This window comes from Pseudomonas sp. SWRI50 (assembly GCF_014269095.1).
In the GTDB taxonomy this organism is placed as follows: domain Bacteria; phylum Pseudomonadota; class Gammaproteobacteria; order Pseudomonadales; family Pseudomonadaceae; genus Aquipseudomonas; species Aquipseudomonas kermanshahensis.
Genome location: NZ_JABWRW010000021.1, coordinates 79,897 through 93,922 on the forward strand (window position 1 = coordinate 79,897; position 14,026 = coordinate 93,922).

General features: G+C 63.9%; 12 protein-coding genes and 4 tRNA genes. 12 read left to right on the top strand and 4 right to left on the bottom strand.

From position 1 onward, the window contains the following. Window positions 1–13 precede the first annotated feature (13 nt). From HU750_RS20490 to HU750_RS20520, 7 genes are all read left to right on the top strand, one after another. On the top strand, window positions 14–1,225 hold the full coding sequence (locus HU750_RS20490) for an O-succinylhomoserine sulfhydrylase (protein ID WP_085273675.1): 1,212 nt from the start codon (window positions 14–16) through the stop codon (window positions 1,223–1,225). Further along, window positions 1,222–1,995, top strand: coding sequence for an SDR family oxidoreductase (locus HU750_RS20495; RefSeq protein WP_027596718.1), 774 nt, complete (start codon window positions 1,222–1,224; stop codon window positions 1,993–1,995). Before HU750_RS20490 ends, HU750_RS20495 begins: the two co-directional genes overlap by 4 nt. Before the next feature lie 321 nt (window positions 1,996–2,316). Next, window positions 2,317–2,392 (top strand) — tRNA-Val (locus HU750_RS20500). Window positions 2,393–2,484: 92 nt separating this feature from the next. Then, window positions 2,485–2,561, top strand: a tRNA-Asp gene (locus HU750_RS20505). A 101-nt stretch (window positions 2,562–2,662) separates the two neighbouring features. Continuing rightward, window positions 2,663–2,739: transfer RNA gene (locus tag HU750_RS20510), tRNA-Asp, on the top strand. A 140-nt stretch (window positions 2,740–2,879) separates the two neighbouring features. Continuing rightward, window positions 2,880–2,956, top strand: a tRNA-Asp gene (locus HU750_RS20515). A 189-nt stretch (window positions 2,957–3,145) separates the two neighbouring features. Beyond that, a complete protein-coding gene (locus HU750_RS20520) occupies window positions 3,146–3,979 on the top strand; it encodes a DUF2242 domain-containing protein (protein WP_186682042.1) in 834 nt (277 codons plus the stop codon). Between the two features lie 230 nt (window positions 3,980–4,209). Here the strand turns inward: HU750_RS20520 and HU750_RS20525 are convergent, their stop codons facing one another. Both HU750_RS20525 and HU750_RS20530 read right to left on the bottom strand, forming a co-directional pair. Then, window positions 4,210–5,250 (bottom strand): AraC family transcriptional regulator, encoded by a 1,041-nt coding sequence (locus tag HU750_RS20525; protein ID WP_027596716.1) that lies wholly within the window; start codon window positions 5,248–5,250, stop codon window positions 4,210–4,212. 4 nt (window positions 5,251–5,254) lie between these two features. Continuing rightward, on the bottom strand, window positions 5,255–6,373 hold the full coding sequence (locus HU750_RS20530; RefSeq protein ID WP_186682044.1) for a nitrilase-related carbon-nitrogen hydrolase: 1,119 nt from the start codon (window positions 6,371–6,373) through the stop codon (window positions 5,255–5,257). A 190-nt stretch (window positions 6,374–6,563) separates the two neighbouring features. Here HU750_RS20530 and HU750_RS20535 point away from each other — a divergent pair, with 190 nt between their 5' ends. Together HU750_RS20535 and HU750_RS20540 are read left to right on the top strand one after the other, a co-directional pair. Beyond that, on the top strand, window positions 6,564–8,600 hold the full coding sequence (locus HU750_RS20535; protein WP_186682046.1) for an NADPH-dependent 2,4-dienoyl-CoA reductase: 2,037 nt from the start codon (window positions 6,564–6,566) through the stop codon (window positions 8,598–8,600). A gap of 78 nt (window positions 8,601–8,678) precedes the next feature. Further along, window positions 8,679–9,572 (top strand): pyridoxal-phosphate dependent enzyme, encoded by an 894-nt coding sequence (locus tag HU750_RS20540; RefSeq protein ID WP_186682070.1) that lies wholly within the window; start codon window positions 8,679–8,681, stop codon window positions 9,570–9,572. Here HU750_RS20540 and cybB read toward each other — a convergent pair. Together cybB and HU750_RS20550 are read right to left on the bottom strand one after the other, a co-directional pair. Beyond that, the gene (gene cybB / locus HU750_RS20545) at window positions 9,563–10,108 is read right to left on the bottom strand and encodes a cytochrome b561 (RefSeq protein WP_099453335.1); all 546 of its coding nucleotides are present in this window, start codon (window positions 10,106–10,108) and stop codon (window positions 9,563–9,565) included. The genes HU750_RS20540 and cybB overlap by 10 nt on opposite strands. A 137-nt stretch (window positions 10,109–10,245) precedes the next feature. After that, window positions 10,246–11,181 (bottom strand): DUF1853 family protein, encoded by a 936-nt coding sequence (locus tag HU750_RS20550; RefSeq protein ID WP_186682048.1) that lies wholly within the window; start codon window positions 11,179–11,181, stop codon window positions 10,246–10,248. Between the two features lie 88 nt (window positions 11,182–11,269). On the opposite strand from HU750_RS20550, the gene HU750_RS20555 reads away from it, so the two are divergent. The 3 genes from HU750_RS20555 to HU750_RS20565 are packed head-to-tail and all read left to right on the top strand — an operon-like array spanning window position 11,270 to window position 14,015. Further along, window positions 11,270–12,160, top strand: a complete 891-nt coding sequence (locus HU750_RS20555) for an NAD(+) kinase (RefSeq protein WP_027596710.1) — start codon at window positions 11,270–11,272, stop codon at window positions 12,158–12,160. Beyond that, a complete protein-coding gene (locus tag HU750_RS20560) occupies window positions 12,160–13,131 on the top strand; it encodes a metallophosphoesterase (RefSeq protein ID WP_027596709.1) in 972 nt (323 codons plus the stop codon). Before HU750_RS20555 ends, HU750_RS20560 begins: the two co-directional genes overlap by 1 nt. Next, complete coding sequence (locus HU750_RS20565; protein WP_027596708.1) at window positions 13,128–14,015, top strand: rhomboid family intramembrane serine protease; 888 nt, start codon at window positions 13,128–13,130, stop codon at window positions 14,013–14,015. The genes HU750_RS20560 and HU750_RS20565 overlap by 4 nt, the downstream gene beginning before the upstream one ends. The last annotated feature ends 11 nt before the right edge of the window (window positions 14,016–14,026 follow it).

A 14,026-nucleotide genomic window follows, 5' to 3' on the forward strand; every position in this document is an offset into this window, starting at 1 on the left:
AGGGAGCGACGGCATGACGGATCAATGGGATGCCGGACGACTGGACAGTGACCTCGAGGGTGTCGGCTTCGACACCCTGGCGGTGCGCGCCGGGCAAAACCGTACACCAGAGGCCGAGCACAGCGAAGCGCTGTTCCTGACCTCCAGCTATGTTTTCCGTACGGCTGCCGATGCGGCTGCACGTTTTGCTGGCGAAACGCCAGGTAACGTCTACTCGCGCTACACCAACCCGACTGTGCGTGCCTTCGAGGAACGCCTGGCGGCCATGGAGGGCGCCGAGCAGGCAGTGGCGACGTCCACCGGTATGGCGGCGATCCTTGCCGTGGTCATGTCGCTGTGCAGCGCCGGTGACCATGTGCTGGTGTCGCAGAGCGTATTTGGCTCGACCATCAGCCTGTTCGAGAAATACTTCAAGCGCTTCGGCGTCGAGGTGGACTACGTGCCGCTGGTCGACCTGTCGGGTTGGGAAAAGGCCATCAAGGCCAATACCAAGCTGCTGATCGTCGAGTCGCCGTCCAACCCGCTGGCCGAGCTGGTCGATATCACTGCTCTCAGCGAAGTCGCCCACGCGCGTGGCGCCATGCTGGTGGTGGACAACTGCTTCAGCACCCCGGCACTGCAGCAGCCGCTCAAGCTGGGTGCCGACATTGTGTTCCACTCGGCAACCAAGTTCATCGATGGCCAAGGCCGTTGCATGGGCGGTGTGGTGGCTGGGCGCAGTGAGCAGATGAAAGAAGTGGTGGGCTTCCTGCGTACAGCAGGCCCGACCCTCAGCCCGTTCAATGCGTGGATCTTCACCAAAGGCCTGGAAACGCTCAAGCTACGCATGCGTGCGCACTGCGAGAGCGCTCAGCAACTGGCTGAGTGGCTGGAGCAGCAGGACGGCATCGAGAAAGTGCATTACGCCGGCCTGCCAAGCCACCCGCAGCACGAACTGGCCAAGCGCCAGATGAGCGGCTTTGGTGCGGTGGTCAGCTTCGAGGTCAAGGGCGGCAAAGAGGGCGCCTGGCGCTTCATCGATGCCACGCGGGTCATCTCGATCACCACCAACCTGGGTGACAGCAAGACCACCATCGCGCACCCTGCCACCACCTCCCACGGCCGCTTGTCGCCGCAGGAACGTGAGGCAGCGGGTATCCGCGACAGCCTGGTCCGCGTCGCCGTGGGCCTTGAAGATGTGGCCGACCTGCAGGCAGACCTCGCGCGTGGGTTGGCGGCACTGTGATTGAAATCAGCGGCAGTAAGCCAGGCCATAACGGCCGGGTAGCCTTGGTGACTGGTGCCGCTCGCGGCATCGGCCTGGGGATTGCCGCCTGGTTGATCTGCGAAGGCTGGCAGGTGGTGCTCAGCGACCTTGACCGCCCACGCGGGGCCAAGGTGGCCAAGGCGTTGGGTGACAACGCCTGGTTCATCACCATGGACGTTGCCGACGAGGCGCAGGTCAGTGCCGGGGTGTCCGAGGTACTGGGGCAGTTCGGTCGGCTCGACGCGCTGGTGTGCAATGCGGCGATCGCCAACCCGCACAACCAGACGCTGGAAAGCCTTAGCCTGGCGCAATGGAACCGCGTACTGGCGGTCAACCTCAATGGCCCGATGCTGCTGGCCAAGCATTGCGCACCTTACCTGCGTGCGCATAACGGGGCGATCGTCAACCTGACCTCGACCCGGGCACGGCAGTCCGAACCGGACACCGAAGCCTATGCGGCAAGCAAGGGCGGCCTGGTTGCGTTGACCCATGCCCTGGCCATGAGCCTGGGCCCGGAGATCCGCGTCAATGCGGTGAGCCCGGGCTGGATCGATGCACGAGACCCTTCCCAGCGCCGTGCCGAACCGTTGACCGATGCCGACCATGCCCAGCACCCGACGGGCAGGGTAGGGACGGTGGAAGACGTGGCGGCCATGGTGGCCTGGCTGTTGTCGCGCCAAGCGGCTTTCGTCACCGGCCAGGAGTTCGTGGTCGATGGCGGCATGACCCGCAAGATGATCTACACCTGAGCTGTCAGATGTTAAGAAGGGGACCGAAAGGTCCCCTTTTTGTTTCCAGCGATTATTCATCGCGCGACCGCTTGGTGCAGGGGTAGCCTTATGCTGCGAAGAGGGCAGTGAGCTCATGCTGAATCATCGGTGCTTTCATCGGCCTCTTCGCAGCACAAGGCTGCTCCTACAGTGAAGGCAGCATTGATCCGTTGGCCTCACACCGGCAAACCTCTTTTTTGCCCTTTTTGAAAAAAAATTCAATGGGGGTATTGACTTAGCATCGGTACCTGCGTAAATTTCGCGGCCTCAGCGAAGCAAACGCAACAAGCAACATCGCGGGGGTGATTAGCTCAGCCGGGAGAGCATCTGCCTTACAAGCAGAGGGTCGGCGGTTCGATCCCGTCATCACCCACCACTTCCTGAGCGTTCCTGGTGCAGGAAGCTTCGAAAGAAGCAGATAGCCAGAGAGGAACAAGGCCTGATAAGCCACGACGTAAGTCACTATGCGCAGCGGTAGTTCAGTCGGTTAGAATACCGGCCTGTCACGCCGGGGGTCGCGGGTTCGAGTCCCGTCCGCTGCGCCACTTTTTAGTAACAGATGGGTGCCTTGCACCGGTCTGAGATCGAAAGGCAAATATGCCTGAGGTCGATCCCAGTTTCAATCGGGCGCAAGCCTGAACGATACGCAGCGGTAGTTCAGTCGGTTAGAATACCGGCCTGTCACGCCGGGGGTCGCGGGTTCGAGTCCCGTCCGCTGCGCCATCTTAGCTTCGAAGCCCCTTGAACGCTTCGAAGCAACAAAAAGAGCGATCAACGTGTCGCTTTTTTTGTTCCTGACTTCACTGTGCCCTTGGCCGGTAAGCAGGCAACAGGTTTCAACTGGGCGCAAGCCCAAGCGATACGCAGCGGTAGTTCAGTCGGTTAGAATACCGGCCTGTCACGCCGGGGGTCGCGGGTTCGAGTCCCGTCCGCTGCGCCATCTTCGCCTCGAGGCCGCTTGAACGCCTCGAAGCAACGTGAAAAGCGACCTTAGGGTCGCTTTTTTCGTTTTCACGCCCCGCCAGCCCACATTTACACGAAGCTGACAGACTCTTCACGGATGAACGGTTTCAGTGCCCGTGCGCAGTGATGCACAATAGGCACCTTCTCGACTTACCCGGAATTCGCAATGACCAGATCATCCGTCTTTGGTGCGCTCGGGCTGGCCCTGGTGCTGGCGGGCGTGACCGGTTGTTCCTCAAAAAAAGCTGCCATCTACGAACATGAGAACTTCGATGACTCGGGCACCTTCTCGCGCAGCTTCCCGGTGACCGATGCCGGCTCCTGCGAGGCCGCTCGCCGCGCCTTGCTCAGCCAGGGTTACATCATTACCAGCAGCGGTGCCAACCAGGTGACCGGCAACAAGAGCTTTCAGCAGAACAGCGAAAACCACCTTCAGATCAGCTTCAACGTTACCTGCGCACCCGACGTGAGCGACGAGCAGCGCTCGACCATGTTCGCCAACGCCCTGCAGGACCGCTACAGCCTGAAGAAATCCAACACTTCCGCCAGCCTTGGCGTGGGCGTGCTGGGTTCTGTGTCCATGCCGATAGGCTCCAGTGATGACTCGATGGTCAAGGTCGCCAGTGAGACGGTGACGGCGGCGCAGTTCTACGACCGTTACTTCGCACTGGTAGAGAGCTATCTGCCGAAGCCGAAAAAAGCCAGTAAGGCTAAGGCCAAAGTCGAGCCTGAGGCGCCCGCCCCCAAGGTTGAAAAACCAGCGGTCGACCTGGGGTTGCCGGAGCAGGCGGCTGCAGCGCCTGTGGCCGCTCCTGTAACGCCCGCGGCTGAACCCACCCCAGCGCCTCCTGCCGCCATTGCCCCCGCCAGCGAAGTGCCAGCAGCGCCAGCGGCAAATGACAGCCAGGGGTCACAGCCTGTAGCGCCGCCCGCCGAACCTGCGCCTATCCAGGTGCAACAGGAGACACAGCCTGCAGAGCCGGTACCCGCGGCGCTCTGACACATTCCCTGTTACAGACAGGCGGCGATAACGCCGTCGATTCCTGCTACGTTTACTTCTCATGAGCTTGTCATCATTCCTTCACCCAACCTGCTTAGGTTGAAGGCGACATCTACGAAGACAAATGAGAAAAGAGGACGCAGGGCAATGGATGAATATCAGGAAGAGCTGCTCGAGTTCCAGGCATACGAACTGGACACCCCGGAACCCGCCGACGACGCCACCGAGCTTTAGCCGGCCTGCCGCTGACTGCGGCGAAACTCCCCCGGCGTGAGGCCGGTCCAGCGCTTGAATGCGCGCTGGAAAGCCTCTGCCGAAGCAAACCCCAACAGATAAGCGATTTCGCCGAAAGCCAGCTCCGTGTCACGGATGTAGGTTTCGGCCAGGTCGCGCCGTGTCTCGTTCAACACGTCGCGAAAACGCGTTCCTTCTTCGGCCAGCTTGCGCCGCAATGTCCAGGTCGGCAGTTGCAGGCTCAACGCCACTTCGTCCAGGTCCGGTTCGCGGCCGCCATTGAGCAGCGGGCCGAGCAGGTGCGTGATGCGTTCACCGAGGCTGCGCACCCGCGTGCGCTGTTGCAACTCCGCTTCGCAAAGCTGCAGCAGGTGCTGCCAGGTGCTCGGGCAGTGCTGCGGGTTGGCCATCTGCAGGGTGGCGCGGCTCAGGCGCAGTTGATTGCCGTCGGCGCCGAATTGCACCGGGGTGCTGCACAGCGCCTGATACTGGGCGGCATAGGGAGGCGCAGCAAATTCGATTTCAAGCCGTTCGGCCTGCAGCACAGTCCCCGCCAGGTCGCCCAGTTGCGCCAGCCAGCCGGCGAGCAGGGAGTCGACCACGAAGCGGTTGTAGGTGTTGTAGGGGCTGATGGAATAAAAACGCAGCCAGGCGCCTTGGGCATCTTCCTGGAAGCGCGAGTGGCCCCGGTAGTTGGCAGCGTACAGCGGCTCGAAGCGCAACAAGGTGCGCGCCGCTTCGCCCACGGTGGGCGCCTGGGCTGCGGTGATGCCCGCAAGGCCTGCATGCGCCAGACGGCTGAGGCGGCCCATGTGCAGGCCCAAGGCCGGCTCGGCGCACAGCGCGATGGCGGCATGCCCAAGGTGCATGTAACGCGGGATCGACAGGCGTGCTCCGGCTTCGGCCAGGCGTGCCGCATCCAGGCCATAGCGTTGCAGCAGGGGCGCAGGGTCGTGGCCCAGCACGCGCAATGCCTCGGCCAGTGGCTGGACAAACCCTACCGACAGATCACCCAGGCGCACGCGGGGGCGGGCCACGGGGTTACAACCAGAGGTTCAGCAGGCGGGCGCCATGGCTGGGGTTGCCCGCCAGCAGTTGACCCGACTGATGGGCGAAGCCCTGGCCATCGCTGGCCTGCTCCCAGAACTGCCCACGCATGAACACGCTCATGCTGCTGACGTCTTCGCCAGCGGCCTGGGTCAGGCGTTGCCAGGCGTTTTGTTCGCTGACTTCGCCACGCTTGAGGGCGAGCTCCGCCGCCGCGTCCTGATGGCGATTGCCACGCCATGGCGCCTCCCAGCTGCCTTTGCCACTGAGGAATACCGGGTTGGCGATCAATTGCACGGATTGTTGTGTCAGTTGCTGGTGGTTTTCCGGGTACCAGCTGTCACTGCCGACCAGTACGCCCAGGCGCCCGGCCGGGGTTTGCAGTACTTGCAGCGGTTGCTGGCGGCCATCATGGATGAAACGGCGCGTTTCGCTGTCCGGGTACTGCTGACGCTGTGGCTGGCCCAGCAGCGAGCCGTCGCCGGCAAACACCACGCTGCTGTTGTACAGTGGGCCATTACCGGCGTGCAGCACACCTTGTTTGACATAGGGGGCCGGCAGCACGATGGAGCCGGCCACCAGGGTGACACCAAACTCCTTGGCCAGGCCACCGAACAACTGCTGATAATCGGCGGCCATCTGCTCGGCCTTCATGCGCAGGTGGGCATCGCTGCGCCAGTCGTCGGCGTTGGCGCGCAGCATGGCCAGGCCATAGCGCAGCGGGTTGCTCAGCTCCAGCCATTGCAAGGCCTCGCGGCTCTGCGTGACTTGGTACAGCTCGTTCTTTTCACCCCGTGCCCACAGCCAGGTACCGATGTGCTCGGGCAGCACCACCACCGTGCGTGGGCCGACCAGCCCCTGTACGCGAGCCTGCTGCAAATAGGCCGAAAGCTTGCGGTGCAGGCGTTGCAGGTTCTGGTAGTCACTGGGGTAGAGCAGCGGTTCGACGCCAAGCAAATTGCCTCGCTCACCGGGCACGCCATGATTGAGCGCCAGCTCGATGCGCAGGTCGGAAAGGTAATGGCCTTCCGGGCGCTGCTGGGTCCAGAAGCCGTAGCCGCACAGGGCGGCTATCATCACCAGCGCCAAGGCGCTTGCCAGAAGTTTTTGCATGAAGCGGTACAGCGCCTTGGAAGTTGGAGTTGTCTAGGGTAGCCCTGCTGTACGGGAGGATCAATAAGTTGTCAGTTTCGATCATTGAGACTGTTCAAACAGCTGTTTAATGTCAGTGGCAGATAAACGACGGGGCCCGCCAGCTGGCGAGGCACCCGCATTCCGTGATCACGCCACAGGGGGACATTCCATGGCTGCCGACCGTTATCCGCACCTGCTCGCACCGCTCGACCTGGGCTTCACCACCTTGCGCAACCGCACCCTGATGGGTTCGATGCACACCGGTCTTGAAGAACGCCCCGGCGGCTTCGAGCGCATGGCGGCCTATTTTGCCGAGCGCGCCCGTGGCGGCGTCGGCCTGATGGTCACCGGCGGTATCGCTCCGAATGACGAAGGCGGCGTCTATTCCGGCGCTGCCAAGCTCAGCACCGAGGAAGAGGCCGACAAGCACCGCATCGTGACCGAGGCGGTGCATGCCGCTGGCGGCAAGATCTGCCTGCAGATCCTCCATGCCGGGCGCTATGCCTACAGCCCGCGCCAGGTCGCGCCCAGCGCCATCCAGGCGCCGATCAACCCGTTCAAGCCCAAAGAACTGGACGAAGCAGGCATCGAGAAACAGATCGCCGATTTCGTCAATTGCGCCGCGCTGGCCCAGCGGGCCGGCTATGACGGCGTCGAGATCATGGGTTCGGAAGGCTACTTCATCAACCAGTTCCTGGCCGCCCACACCAACCACCGCACCGACCGCTGGGGGGGCAGCTATGAAAACCGCATGCGCCTGGCCGTCGAGATCGTCAGCCGTGTGCGTGAGGCGGTGGGCCCGAACTTCATCATCATCTTCCGCCTGTCGATGCTGGACCTGGTCGAAGGGGGCAGCACCTGGGACGAAATCGAGCTGCTGGCCAAGGCCATCGAGCAGGCGGGGGCGACCCTGATCAACACCGGTATCGGTTGGCACGAAGCGCGTATCCCAACCATCGCCACCAAAGTGCCACGGGCGGCGTTCAGCAAGGTCACCGCCAAGCTGCGTGGCACCGTGAGCATTCCGCTGATCACCACCAACCGCATCAACACCCCGGAAGTCGCCGAGGCGGTGCTCGCCGAAGGCGATGCTGACATGGTTTCGATGGCCCGGCCGTTCCTGGCCGACCCGGACTTCGTCAACAAGGCCGCTGCCGGGCGCGCTGACGAGATCAACACCTGCATCGGTTGCAACCAAGCCTGCCTGGACCACACCTTCGGCGGCAAGCTGACCAGTTGCCTGGTCAACCCGCGCGCCTGCCACGAAACCGAACTCAACTACCTGCCTGTGCGCACCGTGAAGCGTATTGCCGTTGTCGGTGCTGGCCCGGCCGGCCTGGCTGCCGCCACCGTGGCCGCCGAGCGGGGCCACCAGGTGACCTTGTTCGATGCCGCTGGCGAGATCGGCGGGCAGTTCAACTTGGCCAAGCGGGTGCCGGGCAAGGAAGAGTTCTTCGAGACCCTGCGCTATTTCCGTAACAAGCTGAGCAGCACTGGCGTAGACCTGCGCCTGAACACCCGCGTCGATGTACAGGCGCTGGTGGACGGCGGCTTCGACGAGGTCATCCTGGCCACCGGGATTGCGCCGCGTACGCCAGCGATCCCGGGGGTCGAGCATGCCAAGGTGCTCAGCTACCTGGACGTGCTGCTCCAGCGTAAGCCAGTCGGCCAGGCGGTCGCGGTGATTGGCGCCGGTGGCATCGGTTTCGATGTGTCCGAATACCTGGTGCACCAGGGCGTGGCCAGCAGCCAGGACCGCGAGGCGTTCTGGAAAGAGTGGGGCATCGACACCCAGCTCGAGGCCCGCGGGGGTGTGGCCGGCATCAAGGCTGCGCCGCACGCGCCGGCACGCCAGGTGTATCTGCTGCAGCGCAAGCAGTCCAAGGTCGGCGACGGGTTGGGCAAGACCACCGGCTGGATCCACCGAACGGGGCTGAAGAACAAGCAGGTGCAGATGCTCAACGGCGTGGAGTACCTGGGTATCGATGATGCCGGCTTGCATATTCGGGTCGGCGGCGGTGAGCCGCAATTGCTGGCAGTGGACAACGTGGTGATCTGTGCCGGGCAGGAGCCGCTGCGAGAGCTGCAAGAAGGCTTGCTGGCCGCAGGCCAGTCGGTGCACTTGATCGGTGGCGCGGATGTGGCGGCCGAGCTGGATGCCAAGCGGGCGATCAACCAAGGCTCGCGGTTGGCTGCCGAGCTTTGAGATAGCCGGGGGCCGCGAAGCGGCCCCCGATGTTCACTGATAAACTGAAGCCTTCGCTTCAGGCCCCGATCCATGTCTATCGATTTTCTCGACCTGCCCCAGGCTCCTCTACACCCCCTGAACCTGCCCTGGCTACAAAACGCCAAGGTCGAAGTCGCCATCCTGCGCTTGGACTTGATCGACCCCCTGATCAGCGGCAACAAGTGGTTCAAGCTGCGCCACCACCTCCAGCACGCCCATGAGTCAGGTGCCCCTGGCCTGATCAGCCTCGGCGGCAGCCACTCCAACCACCTTCATGCCCTGGCCGCTGCCGGCAAGCGCTTCGGCTTCGCCACGGCCGGCCTGCTGCGTGGCCACCCCCAGGACACGCCGACGGTGCGGGATCTGCAGGCGTTGGGCATGCACGTGCATTGGCTCGGCTATGGCGGCTACCGCGCCCGTCATGAGGCGGGTTTCTGGCAACCCTGGCAGGCACGCTACCCCGGTTGGCACTGCATTCCCGAAGGCGGCGGCGGCTTGGCCGGCGCGCAGGGTTGCGGGTTGATCGTCGCGCAGGCGCGCGCGCAACTGGCCGAGATCGGTTGGGACGATTACAGCGCCTGGTGGCTGGCCGTGGGTACCGGTACAACGTTGGCCGGCCTGGTGCTGGCAGAGGCGGGCGCGCATGACGTGCACGGCGCGCTGGCGGTGCCCCGCGATCACGGCGTGCCGGACGTTGTGATGGATCTGGCCGGCGGCAGTGGCTATCAACTGCATGATGCCTGCCGGGGCGGTTTCGCTCGGACCGACGACGAGCTGCTGGCGTTCATCGACGCTTGCGAGCGGCACACAGGCGTGCCGCTAGAAGCGCTCTACACCGGTAAGGCCCTGCTGGCGCTGCGCGAGCAGGTCGAGGCCGGCCTGTTCGCGCCCGGCACCCGCCTGATCGTGCTGCATACCGGTGGCCTGCAAGGCCGGCGCGGTTATTTGTAGGGCAGCATGCGCAGCAGCGTGTTGTCGCGCTGCACGTAGTGGTGATACAGCCCGGCCACTGCATGCAGGCCGATCAGCCAGTAACCCCAGCTGCCGATGCGTTCATGCCAGCCTTTGATGAATTTGGCCTGGTCTGGGTCCGCGCCGATGAGGTGCGGCAGTTCCAGCCCATAAAAGGGGACTGGCTTGTCGGCGGCACTCAAAATCAGCCAGCCGGCGAGGGGTAGGCCGATCATCAGCAGGTACAGCGCCAGGTGCATCAGGTGGGCAAGGCCGGTCTGCCAGGCCGGTGGCTTGGGCAGGATGGGCGGGGTGGGGCGGCTCAGGCGCACAGCCAGGCGCAGCCAGACCAGCACGAACACGGTCAGGCCCAGCATGAAGTGCAGGTCCTTCATCAGATTGCGCTCGGCGCTGTCCTTGGGGAACAGGCCGCGAAACTCGATGCAGGCGTATACGACGGCCAGTAGCACCAGCATCAGCCAATGCAGGGCGATGGACAGGCGCGCGTAATGTTGCGTGGGGGTGGATGAAACCATGGTTGATCCTCATCATCAGGTCTTGAAGTGGCGCTCTTGGTGGCGCTCAGTAGTCACTGTATCCGCTTGAGGGAACCAATCTTTGCTCCAGGTCGGTGAAAATTGTGTTGCTTGTACCGGCCTCTTCGCTGGCAGAATCATCGCGTGGGCAAAAGTGGCCAGCTATCAGCCACCAAAAACACCCGCTCCACTTCATGCCAGGCACCCTCGGCTTCCTGCTCCAGCCTGACCAGCATCTGCGCCGGCGCATGCTCATCTAGCCCCCGCAGCCAAGCCCCGAACTGCAGTGCCGTCCAGCATTCATTCGCCTCGACCCGCGCCGGTGCCAACCAGGCATCGCGGGGCAAAGGCTGCCAGCGTTCGCCAGTGGCCATCGACCAATCCCGCCGCCGCAACCAGCGCCCGCGCAGGTGCAGTGGGTTGGCCCCCTCGGGCGGTTCTGCCTGCCCAGGCCATGGGTAGAACAGGTAACCGGCCAGCCACAGGTGCGCCTGCACCTGCTGCACGCCAAGCCCGGCCAGGGCCGCGCGGCTCTGCGCGCCACTGGACATCGGCAATTGATGCCCAGTCAGGTGCGCCAGTTTGATCCCCAGCCGGTCATGGCAACCTGGGCCAAGCCACTGCGTCGGGTCTCGGCCATCGCTGTGGGTCGGCCCCAGGTAAAACTTGATGGCCAACTCGAAATGCTGCACCCCCTCGTCATCCCGCAACAGAATGTCCAGCTCACCCAACGTCTGCCCGCCTGCGCGAATCGCCAGGTTTGCTGCCAGCAACTCAAGGCCCGGCGCCTGGCCCAGGGCGAACTGCCAGAGGCATTCGTAGTACAGGCCCAGCCGCCGACTGGTCAGGCGCGCCAGCCTGTCGCGCAGCGCTTGCTCGTCGGCATCCAGGGCCAGCAGCCAGGCCTTCAGGCGTTGCGGATCATCGGCCCAGGCGCTGCCGGCCAGCGGGTGGCGCTGGGGGCAGGGCGGGGCGCTCAGCAGCGGGGGCGACAGCAATGCCCAGGCCAGGTCGCGCACGGCAGGGCGGCGCAACTGGCGAGGCAAGTCGTGGAGTTCGGCGAAAGGCATCATCCAGCGAGCATAGCCGGTTTGCCGCTACCCGGTCGTTTCGCCCATAATCGGCGCATAGTCACCCGCCGCAGAGCCTCGCAGGAGCCCCATGGAGCAATTTCGCAATATCGGTATCATCGGACGCCTTGGCAGCTCGCAGGTGCTCGACACCATTCGCCGACTGAAAAAATTCCTCCTCGAGCGCCACCTGCACGTGATCCTCGAGGACACCATCGCTGAAGTCCTGCCCGGCCACGGCCTGCAGACGTCCACGCGCAAGCTGCTGGGCGAGGTCTGCGACCTGGTCATCGTCGTCGGCGGTGACGGCAGCCTGCTCGGCGCCGCCCGCGCGCTGGCCCGGCACAACATCCCGGTGCTCGGCATCAACCGCGGCAACTTGGGCTTTCTCACCGACATTCGCCCTGACGAACTGGAAGAAAAGGTCGCCGAAGTGCTCGACGGCCACTACCTGGTGGAAAACCGCTTCCTGCTGCAGGCCGAAGTGCGCCGTCACCACGAGGCCATCGGCCAGGGCGATGCGCTCAACGACGTGGTCTTGCACCCCGGCAAGTCGACGCGGATGATCGAGTTCGAAATCTACATCGACGGCCAGTTCGTCTGCAGCCAGAAGGCCGATGGCCTGATCGTCGCCACCCCGACCGGTTCGACCGCCTACGCGTTATCGGCCGGCGGCCCGATCATGCACCCCAAGCTCGACGCCATCGTCATCGTGCCGATGTACCCGCATACCCTCTCGGGGCGGCCGATCGTGGTGGACGGCAACAGCGAACTGAAGATTGTCGTGGCCAAGGACCTGCAGATTTACCCGCAGGTGTCCTGTGACGGCCAGAACCACTTCACCTGCGCCCCTGGCGACACCATCACGGTGAGCAAGAAGCCGCAGAAACTGCGCCTGATCCACCCGCTGGACCATAACTACTACGAAGTGTGCCGTACCAAACTCGGCTGGGGCAGCCGCCTTGGAAGCAGGGACGACTGATGCTCGATCCGGCGCGAAGTTTTGACATCATCGGTGACGTGCATGGCTGTGCGCTGACCCTTGAACGCTTGCTCGACGCCCTCGGTTACAAGCGTGTGGCCGGCGTCTGGCGTCACCCGCGGCGCCAGGCATTGTTCCTCGGCGACATCGTCGACCGTGGGCCGCGCATCCGCGAGGCATTGCACATCGTGCACGACATGGTCGAGGCCGGCCAGGCGTTCTGCATCATGGGCAACCATGAGTACAACGCCCTGGGCTGGGTCACCCCGGCGCTGCCCGGCAGCGGCAAGGCCCATGTGCGCGAACACACGCCACGCCACGCCCGGCTGATCGACGAGACCCTCACGCAGTTCGCCCACCACCCGGGCGACTGGCATGACTTCGTCAACTGGTTTTACGAACTGCCGCTGTTCGTCGACGCCGGGCGTTTCCGCCTGGTGCATGCCTGCTGGGACCCACGGCTGATCGAGCCGCTGCGCCAGCAATATCCGGATGGGCGCATCGACGAACATTTCATCCAGGCCTCGGCCGTGCCCGGCAGCTTTGCCGCCACCGTGTGCAATCGCCTGCTGCGGGGCACCGACATGCGCCTGCCGGACGGCTTGACCCTAACCGGTGGCGATGGCCTGACCCGCGCGTTCTTCCGCACCAAGTTCTGGGAAGAAGACCCGCAAACCTATGGCGACATCGTGTTCCAGCCCGATGCGCTGCCTGAAGCCGTCGCCAGCACGCCACTGAGCCATACCCAGAAGAACGCCTTGTTGCGCTATGCCGAGGACGAGCCTTTGTTGTTCGTCGGCCACTACTGGCGCAGCGGCCGCCCAGCGCCGATCCGCGACAACCTGGCCTGCCTCGACTACAGCGCGGTGCTTTACGGCAAACTGGTCGCCTATCGGCTGGATGATGAAACCCGTATCGACCCGCACAAGTTCGTCTGGGTCGACGTCGACCGCCCACAGGCCAATCAATGAACATAATCGAAGTGATGCGCCTGCCGCTGTCGGTCGACCTCAGCGGCTTCGTGCACCTGCTGCAACGCTTGCAGGTGCCACACCGGGTCAGTGAAGAAGGTGAAGTCCAGGTCCTGTGGGCCCCCGACACGCTGGCCCAGGATGTGCTGCAACTCTACCAACGCTATCCCGACGGTAACGCCGACCTTGAGCTTGCGCAGGCCCCTGTGGAAGGGGATTCAGCCGCGAGTGCCCCCACACAGCCCTCCCTCAAAGACCAGGTAAAAGCCTGCAAGGTCACCGCCGCTGTCCTGCTGCTGTGCTTCATCGTTGCCGGCATCACCGGCCTTGGCGACAACTTCTCGACCATTGGCTGGTTCACCTTCCTCGACTTCCGCGTGCAGGGCGACTACCTCTACTTCACCCCGCTGGCCCAGGGCCTCGCCGAAGGCCAATGGTGGCGCCTGGTGTCGCCGATGCTGCTGCATTTCGGCGTGCTGCACCTGGCCATGAACAGCCTGTGGTACTGGGAACTGGGCAAGCGCATCGAGCTGCGCCAGGGGCCCTGGCTGTTGCTGGGCCTGACCCTGTTGTTCAGCCTGGTTTCCAACCTGGCCCAGCACTACACCAGTGGCGCGAGCCTGTTCGGTGGCCTTTCTGGGGTGCTGTACGGGCTGCTCGGGCACATCTGGCTGTACCAGTGGCTGGCGCCCAACCCGCACTTCAACCTGCCCAAGGGCGTGCTGGTGATGATGCTGATCTGGCTGGTGGTGTGCCTGACCGGCGTAGTCGGCCAGCTCGGCTTCGGCCAAATCGCCAACGCCGCCCACGTCGGCGGCCTGCTCATCGGATGCCTGACAGGGCTCTTGGGTGGCGGCATGGCCCGGCGTAAACTGTCGGCTTGAATTAGGAGACG